General features: G+C 54.7%; 23 protein-coding genes. All 23 read right to left on the reverse strand.

Annotated elements, in window-relative coordinates; all coding sequences use genetic code 11:
• Nucleotides 1-142: 142 nt before the first annotated feature.
• Complete coding sequence (locus tag NR164_RS25500; protein WP_256823432.1) at nucleotides 143-2,098, reverse strand: DEAD/DEAH box helicase; 1,956 nt, start codon at nucleotides 2,096-2,098, stop codon at nucleotides 143-145.
• The gene (locus tag NR164_RS25505) at nucleotides 2,095-3,975 is read right to left on the reverse strand and encodes a hypothetical protein (RefSeq protein WP_256823433.1); all 1,881 of its coding nucleotides are present in this window, start codon (nucleotides 3,973-3,975) and stop codon (nucleotides 2,095-2,097) included. The genes NR164_RS25500 and NR164_RS25505 overlap by 4 nt, the downstream gene beginning before the upstream one ends.
• Before the next feature lie 109 nt (nucleotides 3,976-4,084).
• Nucleotides 4,085-5,989 carry a type I DNA topoisomerase gene (topA, locus tag NR164_RS25510; protein WP_256823434.1) on the reverse strand — a complete coding sequence of 635 codons (1,905 nt, stop codon included), beginning with the start codon at nucleotides 5,987-5,989 and terminating at the stop codon, nucleotides 4,085-4,087.
• A gap of 97 nt (nucleotides 5,990-6,086) precedes the next feature.
• A complete protein-coding gene (locus NR164_RS25515; RefSeq protein ID WP_256823435.1) occupies nucleotides 6,087-6,284 on the reverse strand; it encodes a CrpP family ICE-associated protein in 198 nt (65 codons plus the stop codon).
• 60 nt (nucleotides 6,285-6,344) lie between these two features.
• Nucleotides 6,345-6,788 (reverse strand): hypothetical protein, encoded by a 444-nt coding sequence (locus NR164_RS25520; protein WP_256823436.1) that lies wholly within the window; start codon nucleotides 6,786-6,788, stop codon nucleotides 6,345-6,347.
• Between the two features lie 102 nt (nucleotides 6,789-6,890).
• Entirely contained in the window at nucleotides 6,891-7,346 is a 456-nt protein-coding gene (locus tag NR164_RS25525; RefSeq protein ID WP_256823437.1) for a single-stranded DNA-binding protein, read from the reverse strand.
• Between the two features lie 15 nt (nucleotides 7,347-7,361).
• On the reverse strand, nucleotides 7,362-7,901 hold the full coding sequence (locus tag NR164_RS25530) for a DUF3158 family protein (RefSeq protein WP_256823438.1): 540 nt from the start codon (nucleotides 7,899-7,901) through the stop codon (nucleotides 7,362-7,364).
• Nucleotides 7,902-7,906: 5 nt separating this feature from the next.
• A complete protein-coding gene (locus NR164_RS25535) occupies nucleotides 7,907-8,632 on the reverse strand; it encodes a PFL_4669 family integrating conjugative element protein (protein WP_256823439.1) in 726 nt (241 codons plus the stop codon).
• A gap of 865 nt (nucleotides 8,633-9,497) precedes the next feature.
• Entirely contained in the window at nucleotides 9,498-10,799 is a 1,302-nt protein-coding gene (locus NR164_RS25540) for an STY4528 family pathogenicity island replication protein (protein ID WP_201021877.1), read from the reverse strand.
• Nucleotides 10,796-11,491 carry a DUF2857 domain-containing protein gene (locus NR164_RS25545; RefSeq protein ID WP_201021878.1) on the reverse strand — a complete coding sequence of 232 codons (696 nt, stop codon included), beginning with the start codon at nucleotides 11,489-11,491 and terminating at the stop codon, nucleotides 10,796-10,798. The genes NR164_RS25540 and NR164_RS25545 overlap by 4 nt, the downstream gene beginning before the upstream one ends.
• A gap of 27 nt (nucleotides 11,492-11,518) precedes the next feature.
• Nucleotides 11,519-13,276 (reverse strand): ParB family protein, encoded by a 1,758-nt coding sequence (locus NR164_RS25550; RefSeq protein WP_201021879.1) that lies wholly within the window; start codon nucleotides 13,274-13,276, stop codon nucleotides 11,519-11,521.
• A complete protein-coding gene (locus tag NR164_RS25555) occupies nucleotides 13,273-13,509 on the reverse strand; it encodes an Arc family DNA-binding protein (RefSeq protein ID WP_306218279.1) in 237 nt (78 codons plus the stop codon). The genes NR164_RS25550 and NR164_RS25555 overlap by 4 nt, the downstream gene beginning before the upstream one ends.
• 35 nt (nucleotides 13,510-13,544) lie before the next feature.
• A complete protein-coding gene (gene yejK, locus NR164_RS25560; protein ID WP_256823440.1) occupies nucleotides 13,545-14,546 on the reverse strand; it encodes a nucleoid-associated protein YejK in 1,002 nt (333 codons plus the stop codon).
• Nucleotides 14,546-14,785 carry a type II toxin-antitoxin system HicA family toxin gene (locus NR164_RS25565; RefSeq protein WP_256823441.1) on the reverse strand — a complete coding sequence of 80 codons (240 nt, stop codon included), beginning with the start codon at nucleotides 14,783-14,785 and terminating at the stop codon, nucleotides 14,546-14,548. Before NR164_RS25565 ends, yejK begins: the two co-directional genes overlap by 1 nt.
• Nucleotides 14,782-15,303, reverse strand: a complete 522-nt coding sequence (locus tag NR164_RS25570; RefSeq protein ID WP_256823442.1) for a hypothetical protein — start codon at nucleotides 15,301-15,303, stop codon at nucleotides 14,782-14,784. The genes NR164_RS25565 and NR164_RS25570 overlap by 4 nt, the downstream gene beginning before the upstream one ends.
• Nucleotides 15,293-15,481 (reverse strand): hypothetical protein, encoded by a 189-nt coding sequence (locus tag NR164_RS25575; protein ID WP_256823443.1) that lies wholly within the window; start codon nucleotides 15,479-15,481, stop codon nucleotides 15,293-15,295. The genes NR164_RS25570 and NR164_RS25575 overlap by 11 nt, the downstream gene beginning before the upstream one ends.
• Nucleotides 15,478-16,827 carry a replicative DNA helicase gene (gene dnaB, locus NR164_RS25580; RefSeq protein WP_256823444.1) on the reverse strand — a complete coding sequence of 450 codons (1,350 nt, stop codon included), beginning with the start codon at nucleotides 16,825-16,827 and terminating at the stop codon, nucleotides 15,478-15,480. Before dnaB ends, NR164_RS25575 begins: the two co-directional genes overlap by 4 nt.
• On the reverse strand, nucleotides 16,824-17,042 hold the full coding sequence (locus NR164_RS25585) for a hypothetical protein (RefSeq protein WP_256823445.1): 219 nt from the start codon (nucleotides 17,040-17,042) through the stop codon (nucleotides 16,824-16,826). Before NR164_RS25585 ends, dnaB begins: the two co-directional genes overlap by 4 nt.
• Nucleotides 17,026-17,745: an HNH endonuclease signature motif containing protein gene (locus NR164_RS25590; RefSeq protein WP_256823446.1), complete on the reverse strand. Its 720-nt coding sequence runs from the start codon at nucleotides 17,743-17,745 to the stop codon at nucleotides 17,026-17,028. Before NR164_RS25590 ends, NR164_RS25585 begins: the two co-directional genes overlap by 17 nt.
• Nucleotides 17,742-18,443, reverse strand: coding sequence for a DUF2786 domain-containing protein (locus NR164_RS25595; RefSeq protein WP_256823447.1), 702 nt, complete (start codon nucleotides 18,441-18,443; stop codon nucleotides 17,742-17,744). Before NR164_RS25595 ends, NR164_RS25590 begins: the two co-directional genes overlap by 4 nt.
• Nucleotides 18,440-18,952: a hypothetical protein gene (locus tag NR164_RS25600; protein WP_256823448.1), complete on the reverse strand. Its 513-nt coding sequence runs from the start codon at nucleotides 18,950-18,952 to the stop codon at nucleotides 18,440-18,442. Before NR164_RS25600 ends, NR164_RS25595 begins: the two co-directional genes overlap by 4 nt.
• Entirely contained in the window at nucleotides 18,949-19,704 is a 756-nt protein-coding gene (locus NR164_RS25605; RefSeq protein WP_256823449.1) for a hypothetical protein, read from the reverse strand. Before NR164_RS25605 ends, NR164_RS25600 begins: the two co-directional genes overlap by 4 nt.
• A gap of 1 nt (nucleotide 19,705) precedes the next feature.
• Nucleotides 19,706-20,566 carry a ParA family protein gene (locus NR164_RS25610; RefSeq protein ID WP_256823450.1) on the reverse strand — a complete coding sequence of 287 codons (861 nt, stop codon included), beginning with the start codon at nucleotides 20,564-20,566 and terminating at the stop codon, nucleotides 19,706-19,708.
• Nucleotides 20,567-20,756 lie beyond the last annotated feature (190 nt).

Genomic DNA, 20,756 nt, shown 5'->3' on the forward strand with positions numbered 1-20,756 from the left:
GGCCCCCTTTGGTGATGGGGGAACGGTGACAGGCTGCTATTTACTGCGCAGTAGGAAATAGAAAACCGCGTCTCCAGGTATTTATCATGGCATCCAGTTCAGCCGAAATTAAAGAATGTGAGGGGGGGCTATCAGATGCCGTTCACAGGCTGGCCGATAACTCGGCCCTAGCGTTGGCGGCTGCATCTGGTTCAATGAGGTCACTTGCCAACTGGCGCTTATCCAGCAGCATTTGCCAGAGCATCTGGTCGATGGTGTTTTCCACCAGCGGGATTTTCACTACGACCATTCGCAACTGCCCATTTCGGTAGGCTCTGTCCTCCGCCTGGTCCTGCAGTCCAGGCGCCCAGGGCAGTCCCAGGAACATGACATAGTTGGCCGCTGTGAGATTGTTGCCTGTTCCAGCCGCAGATGTCGTGGCCGCGAAAACGCGGGTGTGCGAGTCGCTTTGAAATTGGTCGATTGCCTTCTGACGTTTGCCCACCGAGTCGCTGCCGACTACTGTGACGCACCCATACTCAGCTTGCTCGCACCGAGTTCGCAATGTTCCTACCGTGTCTTTGAACTCGCAGAACAAGATAACTTTGTCCTCCGCGTCCAGTTCGCACAGCAGATCCATAACGACCCGAACCTTCACTTGTTCAAGCAACTGACGCAGTGATCCCAGCCTGGCCAGGCTAGGCCTGTCTTCAAGTCGAATCTGATCGTATTGCTTGCGCTCTTCAGTGGTGAGTTCGACGGGTAGCGTTTGGCGCTGTTTGCCTTTGAGTCCGGGTAACACATCCTTGCGTCGCCGAAGCATCCAATCGCCAATCGCATCGCGCAGATTCTTGCGAAAATCCTGACTGCCGGCGAACTGCTCGCAGAACTCTTTGAGGGGCAGTTTCCCGACAGGATGGCCGGACAGTCGTAGCAGCGTGTGCAGTTCTGATTCTCGATTGAGCACCGGTGTGCCAGTCAGCAGGTATCGATTAGGCACCTTGGCGGCAATGTCGAACCCATGACGTGTCCACGCGGCAGTAGGCTCTTTCAGGCGGTGAGCCTCATCGATGATCATCACTTCAAAGTGGGCTGCATGCAGCACGTAATCGCCAAGGCGTTCGTAGTTGGTGATCATCCACTGCGAAGAGGGATCAAAGACCTGCTGGCCGATTGCGGCGTTGGGATACACCATCTGGATTTCTCGTTGCCAGTTGATGATCAGCGTCGACAAGGTGATGACCAAAATAGGTCTTTCAGAGGCTCTGACAGCGGCGGCAATGATTGCCTGACGTGTTTTCCCAAGACCCATATCATCTGCAAGTAATGCACTGGTCCGCTGTAGCAAGTGCCGGATACCCGCAGGTTGATGGTCCAGTAAAGAATAACCTGCCAAGGCCTGATTAATTTGCTCGGTGGTGAACTCGGTGCGCTCGATTGAGGGCACGGCGGCGAGATACACATCGGTTGACGTGCTGTCGTCAGTCGCTTGTGCTGCACGCTCTTGTGGTGGTCCTCCAAGACTGATGCGGGTGATTTCATCAGTAGGAACAATGGATCCGTCGGTCAGCAGCTCCTGCACGGTGTCCAGGATCTCGAACTGATCCTCTGACACTGCAAGCTCCAGAATCAGGTTGCTTCGCACCACCTCCGCGCTGGCGTCTATGCGCCAAGATTTGGAATGCCCAAGAAACACGCCGTGCATACGCCGAGCAACGGCGACTGCGCCAGGGTGGTAGTCACCCGACAGAAGGATCCCCCCCTGAACGAGTGGAGCGACCCGAAAGGTCAGACCCCAAGTAAATGCCTGCCGATCTGGAGCGTGTTGTGCGACCGTGATTTTATGTGAAAACGTCTCCCAATTTTCATTGAAACGGTCCTCGGACAACTCCATCAACCGGTGGAAGAACACATCCAGGTCATCCAGCAACTTGCCTTTGGGCAAACGCCAATAGCGATGCTGAGGATGCTCGGCACGTCGGATGTAGAAACCATCACGTTCGAGAAACAGCCGATTGGCTCCGTCGACGTACTGCAACAAAATGCCGAAGTCATAGCCGTCAAAAATGACCTTTTCTACCAGGTCCTGCCGGCGGTTCATGAGGCGCGGACGGCTCATGTTCTGCTCAGGTGCAGGTTGATCCATTCCGCGCACGCTTGAGCATGCAGTTTTTTCCGGTTTCGATTTGTATAGCGAGACATGGATAGGGTTTGGTCTGGCCATTTCAGGTTGATGGCGAGTTCACCCGATTTGATCTTTGCCCAAAACCATTGATAGGCCCGGGCAACCCTGGACCCCGATTTAGGTGTGCGATTGTGGAGCCCTCTCAATTGTGTCGTCACCAGGTGTTTGGGAGTCAATTTTTCTAGCGTTTCGCCCCAGGCACTCTCATTCATCTGGATTTCGGCAGAGGCCAACGATTGCCCGTTTTCGCGAACCGAAATAAGACGGCAGTTACCCCGATAAGCGCTGTAGTCGTAACCATCAATGCAATGGCCCAGCGCTCGATGTTCCGCATCCAGATCGGCTGGGCACTTCAGTTCGACAATTTGCAGTCCATTCGGGCTTACGAGGGATGTGTCGTTTGAATTAAGCAGCGGCCTCCAGGGCGTAAATGAGTCTGTTTTTGTTTGGGGATCTGCGGCATCCAGAGCTTCACGTATCTCTATCATTGCTAGGTGAAAGCTATCCACCAAGCTGGCGATCTGGTGATAGGTAGCAGTACCAATGAAGTTTTTGAGTTTTTGCAGTGCTTCACGGGCATCGGGTCCGTAGCTCTCATCTATGTTGTTGAAGAGCTCGTTTAGGTCTCGCAAGTCGTCGGCGATTTTGGACCAACTGGGATCCGACCAATCAGTAGGACATCCGGACAGCAGCCTGTTCCAGTCCTGCGTCTGCTCCCGCAGTTGATACGGGATTTTATCCAGCAGGGCGAAGAAAGTGATCCAGTGAGCTTTTTTAAAGGGACGGCGATTGCCCAGTGAGGCTCCTAGCAGCAGTCGATGCCAGGTCCCTTCTGGCCCCTCACGATTGATACAGGTCAATGCACTGCCGGTGTCGAATACCCGTTGTTGCCCTAAGTAGCGCACTGCAGCGCGCGGCGCCTGTAGCAGCCACGCCAGAGTGTCGATAAGGGGCAGACCCGCGTCAGCAATGCGACCTATCAGGCACTCTTGAGCTGAAAACAAATAGTCGTATTCGCTCCAAATTGGGCGATACGCCTGAAGCTCATCCCACGGGCAGTTCATGTATACGTGCTGCTGACCATCCCACGGCCACGTCGATTGACCTACAAGTAACAGAAGTGGAATCAGTACCGGTTGGGCTTTCAATGCCTGGAGGCGGCGTTTACGGTCGCCTTGAGCCAGCCAGTTATAGAGCTTGGGGGAGGGGCATTGCGCTGAACGGATGGCGAACAGTAGTTCCTGATCGAGGCACTGGCAAAACTGCTTCAGCGTGCTGCCAATCTGCTTCAGGTAAAACCGGTTTCGAGGATTGAAGTACCGATTGTTGCTCACCATTGAATCGTAGCCTCTGCGATTAAAGCATCCGATATCTTCAATCGATAGGGCTTGCGCCCTCTCTCCAGCCGACTTGCAGAAAGAGGTCAGTAGGACTTCTGCATACCAGCGTTTTTCAAACCTGAGCATTAGCTGCTGGGCCACCAGTGCGGTGGGTTTTTTCTTGTGGACGCGGTCCTTGCTGGTGATTTTGCAGGCCTTAACCTGATGACCATCGAAGTACTGGAGGTGATCGCCGATTCTGGCCAAAACTGGCCGTTTTTGATCACTTGTTGAAGGCAGGGTGACGCACCAGCACCGAGTGTGGACGGTTGAACTCAGATAGTTTTCGATGAAGGAGGTCAGTCGGGAGGGCGGTACGCTAAAATGCAAAGCCCAGGTCTGGGCGACTTCAATTTGCCGGTCAGAGAACTTCTCCAGCTTCGGCGCTAAGATGCGCAGTCCCAACACCGATTGCCTCTTCTGTACGCTCACCCATGACCTCCTCTGCAATATCGCAGAGGAATGTCAGGTATAGGGGGGCGGGCTTCCAGGATTAATGCGTAACGGCGTTGACGGTGATTTATATCGGCAATGGCTGAGGTCACACCCCTCTGGGTTTATTGAGATCTGGTTTGCCATTCAAGTTTGGAAAACTCACCTTGCATCCATTCGCTTTGAAGCCGGTACAACCCCAGAAGTCATAGCCACCGTCTCCTTTTTTCTGTCGCCTTGCGAGGGGCTGATTGCACTTGGGACAGTTGAAAGCGCCACCTGCTGTGGCTGGGCGTGGAGCTAACGCCATCGGCACACTCGGCATTCCACGTTGCTGAGACAGTTCCTCTTCCAAGCGCCTATGCAGACGTGCAACGACAGCTCCATAGGTGTCTTGGCCCTGGGCGATTTTGTCCAAATCGCGCTCCAGCTCACTCGTAAAATCGAGCTCCACGAAACTGAAGAACCCTTCCAACTTCGCGATTGTTTCCTCCCCCAGCGGCGCCGGTACCAGCTTGCGGCTTTTTTCCTCGATCATTCCTTTGCTGGTGATGTTCTTCAAGATCGAGGCGAACGTACTGGGACGACCAATACCGCGGCGCTCCATTTCCTTGATTAGACTGGCCTTGGTGTAGCGGGATGGCGGCTGGGTTTTCTTCTTCAGCAGTTCTCCGTTATGCACAGAGAGGATCTGTTTTGGTGAGAGTGCAGGAACTGGGTTGCTCGCTGCTGCATCTTCCTCATCGTCTGTGTCATCGCCCTTGAGCAGTTTCCGCCACCCAGGATGAAAAAGGGTTTCACCAGTTGCATTGAATCGCAGAGCCTTACCATTTGGGCCAACCGCGAGCAGTTTTACAGCACGCACGTCGAATACCGCCGCTTCGATCTGGCTGGCCAGCGCCCGGACCCAAATCAACTTGTACAGGGCGAGCTCCTCGTCGTTCTCACCAGCTTTTGCATCAGCCCAATGCGTCGGGGTAATAGCGGGGTGGCCTTCCTGCGCCCCTTCGGCGGCCTTGAATGTACGTCGCTCGTCGACGGCCTTCACCCCGATAGATCTAGCTACGGTTCTAATATCCTGCATGGCCTCGTCTGTTACGTTGGGATTATCCGTCCTGTGGTATGTGATGACGCCTTGTTCGTACAGACGCTGGGCGACTTGCATGGTCTTGTCCGGGTCCCATTTCAAGGCGTTGCTAGCCGCTTGCTGAAGGGTGGAAGAGATGAAAGGCGCGGGTGGGTGGCGCTCGGCCTTGCGGTCTTCACAAGACTCAACGACGACATTACGTGTGGCGGCGACGAACTGGGCCAGGTTGGCATCCTGAATGTAAGGAAAGTCTTTGCTCGCAAAGTCCGGAACCGGTTGCCATTCTGCATACCAGGTGGTGCCCTGATTGATATCCGCAAAGTTCAAACGCACACCGAAATGTTTGACTACCTGAAAGTTGCGGATCTCGCGCTCGCGCAAAACAACCAAGTAGACGGCAGGCGATTGCACTCGGCCTGCAGAGGTGGGCTTGCCCATCAATCGGCGTAGCTCTTGAGTCACCAGGTAACCCACCAAGCGATCAAGTACACGCCGGCATTCTTGTGAAGCGACCCTGTTCAAATCGATTTGGCGAGGATTGGCTAGAGCCTCTTCGACACGCTTGAGAGTGATTTCATTGAAGGTGATGCGTTTGTAGGATTTGACCGCCAGTACCTGCTGGATGTGCCAGCTGATGCTTTCACCTTCGCGATCCGGGTCGGTTGCTAGGTAGATTTCACTGGCCTGTTTGGCTGCGGCCTTGATGGTTCGCACGGCCTTGGCGCTCTTATCCAGGATCTCGTATACCGGAGTGTAGTTTTTGCGTACCCCGGTTGTGATCATGCTGTCGTCCTGCCCTCTGGCCGGCAGGTCGCGTATGTGCCCACCACTGGCAACCACCTGCCAGTCTTCGCCTGGGCGCAGCTTCTTCATCATTGGCTGGAGCTTTTTCAGCTTACCAGGTGCCTCGATGATCAATAGCTTCACGGTGTGTCCCTCTCAAATAATTAGAGCGGGAATGTTGCGTCAGGCGGGTAGGGCTTCAATAGGAAATGGTCAATACGCAGGGGAGGGCATTATGCGGCTATAGGTCCAGCGATAGCTGCTGTGCCTGGGCAAAGCCCTTTAGCCACGATGCACGCATAGCGGGGTGTTGGTAAGGGCAGTCATACACCCGTAGCCCTTTCCGCGCAGCGGCCGCACCAGTGGCAATAACCGTCAGGTGAGGGTTGTTGGAATGTCGCTTGTCAGAGGTTTTAGGCAAGAAGGCGTTATCACCCATGCCGGTTGCTCCTCGATGCTCAAATTCATCTACCAACAGATCCGCGCATGGCGCGATTTTTTACGGGAAATTGTTGTAGTCAGATGCCGGGGTGTCGAACCAATCGGCGGCCCTTAGCCAATGTACGAAGAACTCGACAGATTGACCACTTCGACGTTGTAAATCGTGTAAATCGCCATGAAGCTCAAGATCCTCAGACTCCTCATCCCAGCTGAAAAGTTCGAAGTAGTTGGTGTCGTAGCGATCAGGATTTAAAAGCTCTTGTATGAATCTTCGTGCGACAAATGAGCTCATGTCACTGTAGTCATTCGCCCAGACGTCTTTATCACGCCAACCAGCTTTTATCCAGGAGGCGAGTTGAATGTTATCGGTGATACCGTAGAAGTCTGCTGCGTTTACGTCGCTTTCATCACAGTACCGCCAGTACAGCCGCCCCAACGTGGGGTGATCCGCAGCTACCAGAAGCCAGCCATCTGGACACCTCACCTCATCATCGTCCCGCATTGTCATACACCTTAAGGCTTCACGATTGGGGAGGGAAAGACGTTGAGGGTTTCCCTCCACCACAAGTTTCACGATTGGTGGCCCGAAATTAAGCCCCTGCAATCAGAACGGACGGTCAGGGTCCGGGTAGTCGTCGAAATCAGGCGCTGGTTGTGGACTGGATTGATCACGTGAGGTGCTGCCTTGGGGCTGCGACGGTGTCAGGGACACGCTCGCAATCCTGTGCGGCAAGATGGCGACCCGAGCGGCTTGAATTTTCAGCGCTGCGTTTTCCTCACCATCCTTCTCCCAGCGGTCCATTACTGCACGACCGGAAACCAGCACTCGCATACCTTTCTGGAACAGTTGCGAATAATGCTCGGCATCCTTGTGCCACCACTCCACATTCGCCCAAAAACCGCCACGATCTTCGTAGCCGCCTTTACCATCCGGAATCGAATTGTCGAAGTAAACGTTGGCTCGCATGAGTCGACGTGGGTCTTTATTGCCGTTGGGGAATTCTTTGAATTCCGGTGCAGAACCGATATTGCCTTCCCAGCCTTGTACGGGCGTGCCCATGGGTATTCTCCGAGGTTATTGGTGTTGCGTTGGGGTGTTGAGCTGCTGCAGGCGAGCGGTATACACGGCCTCTGCCTGGCCCATTTTTTCTGCGCACTCGGCGGCCTGTTTGGTGATCGAGTGCAACAAACTCATTTGCATGTTCATGGTGATGCGCTGCAGCTCCATCACGTAAAGATCCTGCAGCAAGGATTCTGGTGTTCTGGGTGAGCTCATCATTTCTGCCCAAACACCTACGCCCATGCGCCGATCTGTCACCTGCTGCCATCTCAAAAATTGGGTACCGGCTTGAGTGTTTTGCTCGGTGAGCCGAACCGGCACTAAGGTGAAGGGATACCGTCGTGCTTGTTCCAGTACTCCCTGGGCAAGGGCTTTCAAACCCGACTCCTGTTCTCGGCATAGAGCAGCAAATTGGGTCAGCTCCCCCTTACCTTTAAAAGGCTTTAAAAGGCCTTTTAGTGAGGCAGCCTGTTGCAGTCGCTGAAAGGCTTCCTGTTGCAGTGGTCGGAAGGCTGTCTGTTGCAGCGTTCCATCCTCGGACTTTGGCTGGCCCATGTGCATCAACCCTCTTCGGCCTCATCGAGGTGATCTTCCACCTCGGTTTGTTGCTTGCCGCGAATGATGGGTGGGGCGAAGTTCGAACGGCGGGTGCCTTCCAGGATGTCCTGTGGCAGTTCTCCAAAGCGCTCGTACATTTTTCGGGCTGCATCAGCTTTGGCATTGTTGGCGGCGAAGTCATCGCGTGCAGCACCGGAGTATTTGTAGTTCTGGGCCAGCCCAAAAAGTCTCCTCAGTACCGCTGCGCCTTCATCAATCCAGGTTTCCATATCGTGCCGCCCGACAAGGCCAACGTGCTGGGCCAGCAGAATGCGCCTGACAATTTCGTCGTAGTTAGTGAGCAGGTAAACGGCCTGGAAACCGAGTGGGTTGGCAATGTACAGCGGTAGGCTGACAGGCTGGATTGACAGGTTTTCGCTGATGGTGATGGCCGGGGGGAGGGAGGCCATCGCTGTGTCTAGGCGCTCTTCGATAGCTTTCAGCGCTTCCTTTGACTCGCTGATTTTTTCTTCTAGTTGGATCATCCACCAATCGGAGTAGGGATCATCCTGTTGGGCTCCACGAGACATGCGATTGACGACAGTGCAGAACCCTGACAAACCGATGATGCCGACTTTGAGATCATTTTTTGGGCGTCCCATCCAGATACGGGCTGCATGGTGCGTGTGAAGGGTTAGCTTCACATCGCTGCGCAGTGAACCGATGTTGAGCCGGAAGTTATCAGCCATGGTGCAGTGATTCCTTGGGGAGAGGATTGACGTGCCCATGCTGCAATTTGGCGGTTGTAGGTGCAGCAATAAATCCATAGTCCAGCGGAAGGGGATTTGTTGATGCACCTATATATAGAAGGAGCCGAGATTTACCATTTGGTTGATCGTTTTCTGGGCCACACATCTCAGGGCTGTGGCTGGGTGCTGCGGACCGCAACACTCAGTTTGCGGCCAGTGTCGTTGCCGGAGCCTGGCAAAGTGTTGCGGGCCGCAACACTCGGTATGCGGCCAGTGTCGTTGCCGGAGCCTGGCAAAGTGTTGCGGGCCGCAACACTCGGTATGCGGCCAGTGTCGTTGCCGGAGCCTGGCAAAGTGTTGCGGGCCGCAACACTCGGTATGCGGCCAGTGTCGTTGCCGGAGCCTGGCAAAGTGTTGCGGGCCGCAACACTCGGTATGCGGCCAGTGTCGTTGCCGGAGCCTGGCAAAGTGTTGCAGGCCGCAACACTCGGTTCGCTGCCAGTGTCGGTGGCTGAGTCTGCCAGGGTGTTGTGGGCCGCAACACTCGGTATGCGGCCAGTGTCGGTGCCGGCGCCTGGCAAAGTGTTGCGGGCCGCAACACTCGGTATGCGGCCAGTGTCGGTGCCGGCGCCTGGCAAAGTGTTGCGGGCCGCAACACTCGGTTTGCGGCCAGTGTCGGTGCCGGCGCCTGGCAAAGTGTTGCGGGCCGCAACACTCGGTTTGCGGCCAGTGTCGGTGCCGGAGCCTGGCAAAGTGTTGCGGGCCACATCACTTGGCTTGTAATGGTCACCGATGCAGAATCCTGACAGATTGATTCGGCCCGAATTACTCGCAAGGCTATCCGCGTCATCCACAGAGTTTGACGTCATGGATGAGTACCCCGATTGGGCTTCAGCAGATGCAGCATCCCGCTGAGTGTTTGTTTCGCGTTTTGTATCGACTCAGGGCTGCGCGTGACAGCCACTGTTTTCGTTGGTTGATCTGCGATGACTAGCGGACCTGCAGCTTCTTGGTGCCCTGGGCTCGATCTTGCCTTGTCATCAGGGTTCCAGTGGCTGTTGAAGTCGCCACGAACTGCCATGCCGACAAGCGTCATCAGGTATCCCAGCGGGTTTCGTATCCCCCCGGTGTCACAACGGTGCACCCATTGCTTGATGAGCGCTGGTTTCAATTCTGTCGGGACTTTTTGTAGCGCCACGACCGCGCTCTGTTTTTGATCAACCGGTAGCCTATGCAGTGCATCAAGTAGATCCGCCGCTGTGTCGGTCGAGGTGAGCGGAACATGTACAGGGCTTTTACAAACAGCTTTGTGTGTATCTGTATACGTACTATATGAGTTCGGATGCCGAACTAAGTCCGAACCCTGTGATTTACGACTGAGTTCGGCATCCGAACTCGGCTCAAAAGCGGTTCGCTCTCCGTCGTTTTTACTGAGTTCGGTATCCGAACTCAGTGCCGACGGGGCTAAATTTTGCAGAGTTCGGATTCCGAACTCAGGCGCTTTGACGGCAACTTGAGCCTGCGCTTTTGTCCAGGCCTGGCTGTTCAACCGGTTTTCGATAATGTTCAATCGGCTGGGCAGGCGCTGACCAACGTCAGGGTCGGAAGCGAATTCGTTCCAGGCGATCTCCGCGACTTCGCGGATCACCTTGGTCTGGTGCTCCATGGACTGCGCAAGTAGCTGTAAATAATCCTTATCGAACTCTATGGCTTCGGCCGGTGTGACCGGTTCGTCATGAAGCAAGTAGACGTTGCCTTGAACTTGTCCACTCAGATCATTGCGCACACGTCGGCCCAGGCTAAGCCATCGAGTAAGGCGTAGAGTGACTAATGCTTTTGATACGGTTTCTCGTGATGCTGGTCTGCCAGGTTGCATGCCCAGATATGGCCGTAGTTGGTCATAGGTGGGGAACGCCGTAAGGCCGTCGTCATTGATCAGTAGCCGGAATACCTGCCAGGTGTTTCTTTCAAGCGGGGTCAGTCGGTCATCCAGAAGCAATCGGCGAGGCACCGTCTCGTGTGGGTTCCCGCTGAATATTATTCCGGAGTAGGGGGCAGAGCCTTCGATCCCCGGAGGCGCCGACTCTTTTTTCTGAAGCAAGTGAGCTTCAAGGTGGCCCGAGGCCGAGTCTAAAAGCGTCGACAATGGGAGCCGAGACAACCTCATAGCACGGGGTCACCTTCCGCCGATGTCGCTGCAGGCTGAGCCGGTCGATGAGAAGACACCAGCTGTAGCTTTCTCTGGATACCCGTGCTTGCAGGGGGATAAAGCCCCTCCTTTATCCAGGACTGAATGCGATGCCAGATGATTGCTAGACTGAGGTTCTCGGAGCTTTCATCTGCATGGGTGTCCTGGGGAGTATTGAGCTCCTCGGCGACCAGCATGGCGATATCCAACAATGCGAGGCTGTCCTCAAGCTCAACCTGATGTTCATGCATCAGGTGCGTCCATCTGTACCAAAGGTGAGCATCCATCTCCTCACTGAATTCTCGCCACCGGCCGCGACGTGCCGTTACACCGATCATTAGGCGTTGAAGGGCTACGTCCTGGGGGGATAGCCCGAAGAACTGTTGCAACATTTGAGTCGTCGCGCCAAGTCGTAAGGCGCGCTCGATCATGCGTACTTCTTCGTCAGAACGCTGCGCCCCTGACAGTAGTTTTTTCACCATTTCCCCATCAATGGTGACGTTGCACCAAGAGACAGGAGTGTTGAGTAACAAACTTAGTACTGAGGGCTGTTGTAGCTGGGCCAATATTTCGGGCTCTAGGCCCATCTCGATGCAGCGCCGGAGTTGGCCGTTGCGCATGTGATGAAGTACCTGTGACAGGATCGCTTCATTTATAGGTGTCTTGGACATGACGACTCCCCCTTGTAGAGTCCGGTGTTAGCTGGCTGAGTTCGGACCGTTGTTGGCGACTGACTGGATCTCCAGGTCAATCAAGCGTCTAGCGAGACGAATAATTCGAAATAGCTTCACTAGAGCGCCGTCGCTGAGACGGCCCTCATTTTCTGGGAGCTGATCTTTTGTGTGAGGTTGGCCCAGTAGAATCTGGCCCAGCCCAGCTGCAAACTCGAAGTCGGCCAACGCATCGGCTTGAAGATCTGGTTGCTGCTTAATCATTTTCATCACGATGGCCATTGAGCCGCTCAAGGACTGCAGCAGCGTCAAGGTGTGTTGGGCTGTGGCAGTGACCTCAACGTCCACTTCTGGGTGTCGGTAACTGAAACCAACACCGCCATCGACATCGAGGAACTCTCCAGGAGCTTTCACTGCACTTGCCACTTCGCGTGCCAATTGAGCAATGTGCTGACGCAGGGTCGAGGCAGTATCGATTTCGCGTTCGATGTACCAGAGGTCTGAAATAGGATTCAGGCCGCCGGCTTGAACTGGGATGGCCACCAACGCGTTGGCAGCAAAGTCAGGCAAGATTTCGCCGTCAAGCGCTGCGAGCTCCCGCTTCATCTTGTCGACTCTGGGAGATGTTTTTACTGGGCTCGCAATGTGCCCATCAATGCGTGCTTGGCGTTCTTCCTGGCTCATCTGCTCTTTCGGAGGAGGGACGAGCTGCTGCTGGCCTGCTGGTTGTGAAGGGGGCTCTGTGGTGGGCGTAGATGTTTTATACGTAGGAGTGGGGAGAGGTTGTTTAGAGGGCTGATTCGTCTCAATTCCATTGTTTTTGGGACTCGACTGAGGCAACCCCTCAAGTTGCGAGTCAGGGTACTGAGCCATTTCAAGTACCGGCGTTGAGCGGCGCAACTGGTCCTGGTTCTGAGTGATTTCCAGCAGTATTTTCTCGTAACCGAGATTTAACGGTTTTTTGAGCTGATCAATCAGCTCGTCTTGAAAGCGCTGGAACAGAAACTCCTCGGCGTCTCCCTCAAATTGGGAAAGGACATCTTGATATATCATGTCGAAGTCTAGGAGCTGCTCTTGCTCTACGTAATTGCGATCCCAGCACTGAAGGGCTGTCTTGCGCAGTGCAAGTAGTTTCGAAATCCGATCTACGCCGAGTCCTGAGTAAAGCACTGCAGGAATTGCAGGGAGGAGATAACGGATGGTGTCATTCATACGACTCAAGTGAGATGCAGAGACCGGGTATCCATCCGCTGAGAGGCGCCGGGAAAGCTCACGCAACGAGATAGACTCTCCGGCTTCTGTTTCATACAGGACTCTTGCTTTGTCGACGCCAATAGCCCGCTCAATGAAAAGGAGTTGACCCTGCAGATCGTTTTCGGCCAAGTGCCCGGTGAGAGAGATGATCTCCCCCCGAACAGTGTCCCAGGGGCGGAATAGGCAATGGAACTTGAAGAACCTATCGTCCCCGGTCTCACGGTACAGCTCGTTTAGAATGGCCAGGCGCGTGTTGCCGCCGTTTCGGATCCGGTACTTCTCCTCACCAGGCTTGCGGGTGACGGGAGGAGGCGTATCGAGCCCCCGATTTCGTATCGACTCTTTAATTTCATCGTATTTAGGGTTACGAGTCGTCCGTGGGTTTTCGTCATACGGCAGCGTTTCATCGAGCGTAAGCAGCATGGGGGTATCGACGATCGGATCACTCATGCGCGCTGCAGTCGGCGACTTTGATTCAAAGGCTGGCAACTGCAGCTTTTCTTTCATCGTCTGGGCCAAAGACTGCTTCATGCTGTTACTCCTGGCTGCGCAGAAGCCGGTGCTGCTGCCAAAAGTTGATCAATGATTTTGTGCGCTCGATCCAGGGCAGCCTCAAGCTCGACTGTAGTTTCTAGGCGATGGACGATTTCTGAGTTCATTGAACGGGTGTTTTCACGTGCTCGCAGCGCGATTCGCTCGCGCATCCCATCGGGAAGGCGGACGACGAATTTTTCTTCAAGCTGACGTTTTGATTGGTTGCTCATAGCGTGCTCCGATGCCTAGGGTTGAATATTTGTATTCAGCGACGTTTAAGCTGATCGCGTAGCTGAGTCGGCAGGCCCTTGATGGTTAATGTCCCGGACGCCTCGTCGTACTCGATCTTGTCGCCCAGAAGGTGAGCCTCGAAGCTGATGGATAAGCCTTCGGCCCGGCCGGTGAAACGTCGGAATTGGTTGAGAGTGCGTTTATCCAGGGGGATTTCCGGCGACAGGCCGTAGTCCTTGTTGCGGATATGGTCGTAGAAGGCCTTAGGCCGATCTTCATCGATCAAGCCCGACAGTTCCTCCAGGCCCATGGGTTCGCCCAGCTTGGCCTGGCTGCTGGCGTAATCCACCAGAGTCTTGGTTTTTTCGCGGGCGGATTCATCCGGCAGGTCTTCGCTTTCAACGAAGTCACTGAAGGCTTTGAGCAGCGTGCGGGTCTCGCCCGGGCCGTCGACGCCTTCCTGGCAGCCGATGAATTCGTGGAAGTACTCCGAGACCTTCTTGCCGTTCTTGCCTTTGATGAGCGAGATGTACTGCTTGGACTGTTTGTTGTTTTGCCACTCGGAAACATTGATACGCGCCGCCAGGTGCAATTGGCTCAGGTCCAGATAGCGCGACGGGGTCACGTCCAGCTCGTCGGTTATCGCCACGCCTTCGCTGTGGTGCAGCAGGGCAATGACCATGTAGTCGGTCATGCCTTGTTGGTAGTGGGCAAACAGCACGTGGCCACCAGTGGAAAGGTTGGACTCTTCCATCAGCTTTTGTAGGTGCTCCACCGCCGTGTGGCTGAAGGTGGTGAAATCCTGGCTACCGTCGAAATACTCTTTCAACCAGCCGCTGAACGGGTGCGCGCCGGACTCGGCATGGAAGAAACCCCACGTCTTGCCTTGTTTGGCGTTGTAGCTCTCATTGAGGTCGGCAAGCATGTTCTCGATGGCGGCCGATTCGGACAACTCCGAATCACGGGGGTGGAGAACTGCCGGTGTGCCGTCGGGTTTTTTGTCGATCAGGTGGACGATGCAATGACGGATAGGCATTAGATTGCCTCCTGCGTGTGTTGGGTTAGGGCTCGATCGGCACGACGAATGCGAGCTTTGGCGTTGAGTGCAGAGCGATAATCGCTTGCGGTCGACGAGGTGTAGATTGTTCCAAGGCCTGGCTTGGTGAACTGGATGTGGCCACCTTGAGTCCGCGACACTGTCCAACCATTGGCCCTGGCAAATTCCATAAGGTGGCGAAGGTTCTCGTGCTTTCCGCGTAGGAGGTTGGGCGTCATAGCGCTGCGTCCTTGTCTGCCAGAACGTTACCTGCCTGAATCGCGATGATTTCAGCCTGGTCGCCAGGAAACTTGGTGCCGAGCTCATGCAGAAACTGGCGTGTTGCCTCGCGTGAGCCAGGTACGCGGAACACCACGCTGCAGTGCTGAACCTGCGCGGGGTGTTGCAGGTGTGACATAACGGCCACTTTCAGCGAACAGTTCAGCAGGTGACGAGGTACCCAAACCGACCAGAAATAGCTGGAGAGCAATGCACCTGCGCAGAGCAGCTCAACGGTGACCGTTGCACTGGTGGTGTTGACCAGCTCGACGTAGCCAAGATTCTCAAACTCTCGTAGGTCTCCACGCATGCTTTCAGAAACCACGGTGCTGTGGTCACGAGCAAGACGGCCAATGGCTTGAGCGAGCGCGTCAAGTTCAACTGGGTTGACCCCAGTTTTATGGGCATGAACCACGGCAGATGTTTCGAATCCTGCACTGGCCTGAATACTTGGAAAGAACTCGGCATTACTGTGCATCTGACACCTCCTGCAGCTCCTCGATGTCGTAGCTGTTGCAACTGGGGCAAATCAGAACGTCCACTTCACCATTGAGAGAAGTTGGGACAGGTACGCAGCGCCGGACTTGCTGCAGTGCATGGTGTGCATTGCAGTTGCGGCACCAATGGGTGATGGAAACCGGAGCGAGGGTGCTCATAGGTGTGCTCCTTGCCAGCCACTATTGGCACTGAGGTTTGCAAAGCGGGTTTGGTGCGGGATGAACGCCGTGCGAACGGTGCCGGTAGGGCCGTTGCGGGCCTTGCCGATAATGATTTCAGCAATCCCCTTATGCTCGGTCTGCTGGTGATAGACCTCATCCCGGTAGACGAACAGGATCACGTCTGCATCCTGTTCAATAGCACCGCTATCACGTAGGTCCGCGTTTATTGGGCGTTTATTTGGACGGCGCTCCAGCTCTCGATTGAGCTGGGAAAGTGCCACCACTGGGCAACTCATTTCCTTGGCCAGGGCTTTAAGGGACTGGGAAATAGTGCTGATTTCATTGGCCCTGTTTTCCTGACCCGGGCAGCGCATGAGCTGCAGGTAATCAATCAGGATCAGAGATGGTCGGCCGAAGCGGCGGGCTGCACGACGGGATTTGGCCCTGATCGCAGTTGGTGTAAGGGCTGATGAGTCGTCGATGACCAACCGCTCACCGTAGCTGTTGATACGCGAAACAGCGGCGGTCAGTTTCGGCCAGTCTTCGTCATCGAGCTTGCCCTTCAGTAGCTTCCCAAGATCGATATGGCCAAGGATGGCCATCAACCGATAGAGCAGTGCTTTGGCCGGCATCTCCATGCTGAAGACCTGAACCGTGCGCTCCAGCATTGTCTGGAGAGCAGTATCAACAAAGTTCAAGGCCAGGGAGGTTTTCCCCATCGATGGACGTGCGCCGAGGATGATCAGGTCTGCCTCTTGGAAGCCTGATGTCATCTCGTCCAGATCATCAAGACCTGAAGGCACGCCGGTCACGGTGACATTGCCGTTGAAATGCTGATCGATTTGTTCTACGACAGTTGTCAGGCATTGGTTGATGTTGACGAATTCGGATGCCTTCTTGCCCTCGCCTAAAGCGAACAGCTGTTGTTCAATTGACTCCTGAACATCAGTTGCATTGGCCAGTGGATCCGTGGCTTCGCGAGAGCATTGGTAGCCCAGTGACATGAGCTGTCTGAGCTGAGATCGATTACGCACGATGAATGCGTAATGCTCTATGTTGGCTACCGACGGTGTGTTTTTGGCCAACTCAGCCAGATAAGCCAATCCACCAGCTTCATCTGGCACTTCCAATGCATCATGCACAGTGACGATATCGAAAGGTTTGGACTGGCTGGCTAAGGTTTCTATGGTTTTGAAAAGCAGCCGGTGGTCTCGCCGGTAAAAGTCTTCGGCGTCCAGTCCGTCAGCAACCAGGTCCCAGGTGTTGTTGTCGAGCAGGAGCCCGCCCAGAACACCTTGTTCCGCTTCGACGGAGTGGGGCGGCGAGAGGTCTAGGTGGTTCATTTCGGCGGCTCCTGCTCAATTTGCAGAAAACCGGTGCCATTACCCGCGCCCAAGGCCTTAACCATTTCCACTTCGACCTTGGCCGAGTTGATCATCACCTGTGCAACTTCAGCGATGGCTTTTGCACGGCCAATTTCCATCGGCTTATCCGTATCGAGCAGGCTTTCGATGGTGACAAACAGGTGATTGCGTAGATCTTCAATCTTGTTTTTCATGTTCGGCCTCCCGGATCGTGCGTTGAAGTTTGCTGACGGCGCGGATGACAGATTTCAGCTCTTCCGGATACCGATGAATGGTGTTACGGCGCATACGTTCTGCCCGTGTAATCAGCTCAAGGTTTTCGAGAACGATGTGGGACTTGTTACCGTCCTTGAAGCAGACACACAGATTGATAGCGACCGGACCGTGATGCTCCTCCCAAAGCAGGACGTGCACGGCTTTCCAGTCAACGGGTGGATAACCGGTATCGGTGATCTTTTTCTGCTGATAGCCATCAGGGGTTGTGCGCAGGCTACCAATGGGTAGCCAGTTTTCTGGTCTATTGCCCGTCTTGAACTGTGTTTGTGCCATGCGGCCGGGGGAGGGAAGTCCCTTGAGACCCTTATTCCACGGGACTAAACCTTTGGTAAAACGGCGGGCAGCCCCCTGTGTACCGTTCAAGCGACCGGACGGTTCGCTCTGATAGAAAGCCTCGCTTTTGCTTAACCCCAATCGACGCGCTTTGGCATATAGTTGATGAAGCTGAAGCCCCAGTTCATCGGCTAATCCCTGGGTCGGTTCGTCGGGATAGCGGGCAATGAGCATGCGCTCTTCAGCCTCACTCCAAATATGGTGTTTGTGAGTCGGGACAAGCCCCAATTGAGCCCGTGCATGATCCAATGCAGCCTTGGCCAAAGGTGAAAGCGAATGAGTTATCACTGGCTACCCCCATGGCTCAAGGCCTCTTGTGGCTGTTGAGCAACACCTCTGTGCAGTTTGGCGTGTTGTCCTTGCTCCCATCCGGCGTGCAAGGAGCGGGTGTCGTGACCTTTGGCTTCGAGGGGCTTAATGGTGGCTAGCTTGAGTTTTGGGTGGTGCCATTCAAGATAGGATTGGATTTCTTGCTCGGTAGTTGCGTCTACCCCGCCTGCAAATTGGGTTACTTTGTGAGAAACCGCACTTAGCCAACCTTCGGCAAATAACTGGCCGCGATGGCGTTTGGTTTTTAGCTGGCAGCGTTTTTGCTGGGCAACATGAGTGCGTCGCGCAGCAACCAATTGGTGATGTAGGGTTGAATAGGTGTGAGCGGCCAGTTCTGGGGCGATTCCTTTCCCAAGAAACTTGAAGGACCAGCCTACTAATGGGTTGAAGTAAGCAAGGTGGCTGCAATCGAATGCTTGTGAGCAGATCCATGCCAATGTGTGTAGCCAATCCTGTGGCGCACGTCGGGTTTTGGTGCCAACACTTTTTTCTTCAATGGCTTGAGCCGCTACCTCGATGTGCTCCAGGTTGTACTGCTTCATCAAATGACGAGCCTGGCGCAGCGCGGTTTCCACCTCGTTTGGCGTAGCACCTTGCGATTTGGCCAGGGCCATCAGCTTGGTGATTTTGCTGAGGATTTTCTGCTTGTCCATCATGCAGCCTCCAAGCGTTTGGCCTTCGTTGCTGCCAACACCGCTTTGTAGCTGGCCTTCGCCTCTTTCTTTGTTTTGCACCACTCGCCAGTGGCGCGGTCAGTGTGCATGCGGCATCCTGCTTCGTGCCCCAAAATGCGACATCTCTCCCGGTATTCGACTTTCGGTTTCTCGATGCCTAGCCACTCATGGAAGTCCAGCCCGGTGTCTTCGCTCTGGAACTGCTCATAGCGCGTTGGCTTCGGTAGCGCTGGCAAATGAGCCAAGGCGAAGTGTTCGCCGTCCCGGGTCGCGCGGTACACGACTTCATCCTGAGGACAAAAGGCTGGGGGCTTTCCGCACAACATGAGGCCTTTAGCGACCAGTCCGTCGAGATGTCGGCCATCGTCGCAACCAGGGCTGGTGAGAAAGTGGTTGCGGGTCACAGTGCGTCGATATCGGTTGTCGGGCGACAAACCGAGCGTGTGCCAAAGAAGGTTGAGCTGCTCTTGGCTTACGGTTTGGGTGCTCATGCCTGATCCTCCTGCTTTTCACACGCAGGAGATAAAGCGTCCTTCCACAGACGAAGGGTCTCGCGTTCATCCGGGGTCAATGCAACCTGGGCGAGAGCATCAGCTACTTTTTCCTGAACGACGTGGAGTCGATCCTCCACGGTTGATCCGTCGTCATAGGTAAGGTGGTCTGTTATTCCGCTGATTACGTCATACCGAAGCGAGGTCAGGTTGTTTATGCGGTATTGCGTGAGCGTCCAGCCATGTAGACGAGCCGGTTCCTTGAGTTCATTTCTTATGTAGAAATTGAATTCGGCTGCGTTACGCACTGTGTGGTGTTGCCTTGCGCGATTGAGGATGAGCGCAGTTTTGATAACGTCCAGGAGCTGTTCATTGGATTCAGCGGGAAGGGGGTAAGCACTGGCTACAAGCTGTTTCGCCCGAACAAGACGTGCTTCTTGGCGACGTTTCGACTCTTTTTCCGAACGAACGCGCTTTTCTTTCGCGTGCTCGACATGAGTATTCACTGAGTCAATGAGATGGGCTGCATCCTGTAGGAGCTGGCGTTGCTCTGGCGTCAGGTATTCGCTGAGACGCCCCAGTATTCCAGTCCCCATCTTCCATTGTCCGTTACCAAGCTTGCGGACCTCGCGCGCTGTGCTTGTGAGCTTGGTTTGTACTCCGCGTAGCTCTGTTGAGCTGTAGGACTGATTCAGTTTTTGCATTACCTCAGGCGTAATGCCGTGGGCAACTGTGATCGAGGGCTTCGTCATTTCAACGATCCTCCTTCACCAACTTGGCGACCTTTTCCTCCGTCATGGCCTCGAAGCGATCGCTCCATTCAGGGAAGAGCTCAATGGCCAATTGACGGATAACGACAAGGGCAGCAGGGGATTTGCGGTTGGAAGGCTGCCGGTATTCCAGGCGGTGTGCCGGAACACCCAGGGATGCGGCGCTACGAAACACCACTGCTGTGGGAATGATGCTGTCCAGAACGCTGATTTCGTCATTGTCCTGAAATATTTCGCGGACTGACTGCTCGATCATTTGCGCGTCGGTGGTTTGATCGAGGTTGTTTATTGCGATCCGGACGGGAGGGATTTTCATACCCAGGCGCCCGTAGGCGCGCAGGCCATCCAACATCTGCATGGTTCCACGGCTGAATTCGCGTGCGGCGAGCATGTTGGGAAGAAGAGGGGATATGACCAGGTCAGAAGCTAGGACTACCATCTCCAGCATGGCCGATCTGGCACCCTGGGTATCAATCAGCACCAGGTCGAATTGTTCTTCGAATGCCGGCATCAGGTTGGCTAGTCGTAACCGCCCGTCGGGTGCTTGCAGGAGAAGGCTGTTCAGTTGGTTGTTGATATCGTTGGAGATGACCAGCGACAGGTTTGGGATCGTGGTGCTGGATATGATCCTGACCGAGTCGGTGATATTGAACGCGAGTAGGTCGTAGATGCCGCCTTGTGCCTCTTCGACCAATTGGTAGTACGAGGAGAGAGAGGGCTGGGCGGGATCCAGGTCGATAAGGAGGGTGCGAAGGCCTGCGTCCGCGCAGAATGCGCCGAGGTTCGCCTCAATAGTGGTTTTGCCTACGCCGCCTTTGGTCGAAACGACCGCAGAGATTTTCATGGTTTGGAGCCTCTAATGTGGGTTCATTAGAGGCTGCTAAGCCGGACAGGGCGCTGGTTGTAGCGTGGTCTACCGAGCTTCCTAGCTACCGCAAACCAATTGTCTTTTAACCAATTGGTCGTAGGTTCGAATCCCACACGACCCACCATTTTTGAAACCAGTTAACGCTGGAATCAGATCTTAAGATCAG

This window comes from Pseudomonas sp. Pse79 (assembly GCF_024519615.1).
In the GTDB taxonomy this organism is placed as follows: Bacteria; Pseudomonadota; Gammaproteobacteria; order Pseudomonadales; family Pseudomonadaceae; genus Aquipseudomonas; species Aquipseudomonas veronii.

What these genes read in the sequence shown, in the direction of transcription:
- NR164_RS25515 (WP_256823435.1), bottom strand. Translation starts at nt 6,284, where the DNA reads ATGGGTGATAACGCCTTCTTGCCTAAAACCTCTGACAAGCGACATTCC.
- NR164_RS25575 (WP_256823443.1), bottom strand. Translation starts at nt 15,481, where the DNA reads ATGAGCACCCTCGCTCCGGTTTCCATCACCCATTGGTGCCGCAACTGC.
- NR164_RS25610 (WP_256823450.1), bottom strand. Translation starts at nt 20,566, where the DNA reads ATGAAAATCTCTGCGGTCGTTTCGACCAAAGGCGGCGTAGGCAAAACC.
- NR164_RS25530 (WP_256823438.1), bottom strand. Translation starts at nt 7,901, where the DNA reads ATGGGCCAGCCAAAGTCCGAGGATGGAACGCTGCAACAGACAGCCTTC.
- NR164_RS25500 (WP_256823432.1), bottom strand. Translation starts at nt 2,098, where the DNA reads ATGAGCCGTCCGCGCCTCATGAACCGCCGGCAGGACCTGGTAGAAAAG.
- yejK (WP_256823440.1), bottom strand. Translation starts at nt 14,546, where the DNA reads ATGCCTATCCGTCATTGCATCGTCCACCTGATCGACAAAAAACCCGAC.
- NR164_RS25525 (WP_256823437.1), bottom strand. Translation starts at nt 7,346, where the DNA reads ATGGGCACGCCCGTACAAGGCTGGGAAGGCAATATCGGTTCTGCACCG.
- NR164_RS25545 (WP_201021878.1), bottom strand. Translation starts at nt 11,491, where the DNA reads ATGTCCAAGACACCTATAAATGAAGCGATCCTGTCACAGGTACTTCAT.
- NR164_RS25555 (WP_306218279.1), bottom strand. Translation starts at nt 13,509, where the DNA reads ATGAGCAACCAATCAAAACGTCAGCTTGAAGAAAAATTCGTCGTCCGC.
- NR164_RS25565 (WP_256823441.1), bottom strand. Translation starts at nt 14,785, where the DNA reads ATGACGCCCAACCTCCTACGCGGAAAGCACGAGAACCTTCGCCACCTT.
- NR164_RS25535 (WP_256823439.1), bottom strand. Translation starts at nt 8,632, where the DNA reads ATGGCTGATAACTTCCGGCTCAACATCGGTTCACTGCGCAGCGATGTG.
- NR164_RS25595 (WP_256823447.1), bottom strand. Translation starts at nt 18,443, where the DNA reads ATGATGGACAAGCAGAAAATCCTCAGCAAAATCACCAAGCTGATGGCC.
- NR164_RS25540 (WP_201021877.1), bottom strand. Translation starts at nt 10,799, where the DNA reads ATGAGGTTGTCTCGGCTCCCATTGTCGACGCTTTTAGACTCGGCCTCG.
- NR164_RS25550 (WP_201021879.1), bottom strand. Translation starts at nt 13,276, where the DNA reads ATGAAGCAGTCTTTGGCCCAGACGATGAAAGAAAAGCTGCAGTTGCCA.
- NR164_RS25600 (WP_256823448.1), bottom strand. Translation starts at nt 18,952, where the DNA reads ATGAGCACCCAAACCGTAAGCCAAGAGCAGCTCAACCTTCTTTGGCAC.
- dnaB (WP_256823444.1), bottom strand. Translation starts at nt 16,827, where the DNA reads ATGAACCACCTAGACCTCTCGCCGCCCCACTCCGTCGAAGCGGAACAA.
- NR164_RS25605 (WP_256823449.1), bottom strand. Translation starts at nt 19,704, where the DNA reads ATGACGAAGCCCTCGATCACAGTTGCCCACGGCATTACGCCTGAGGTA.
- NR164_RS25570 (WP_256823442.1), bottom strand. Translation starts at nt 15,303, where the DNA reads ATGCACAGTAATGCCGAGTTCTTTCCAAGTATTCAGGCCAGTGCAGGA.
- NR164_RS25585 (WP_256823445.1), bottom strand. Translation starts at nt 17,042, where the DNA reads ATGAAAAACAAGATTGAAGATCTACGCAATCACCTGTTTGTCACCATC.
- NR164_RS25520 (WP_256823436.1), bottom strand. Translation starts at nt 6,788, where the DNA reads ATGCGGGACGATGATGAGGTGAGGTGTCCAGATGGCTGGCTTCTGGTA.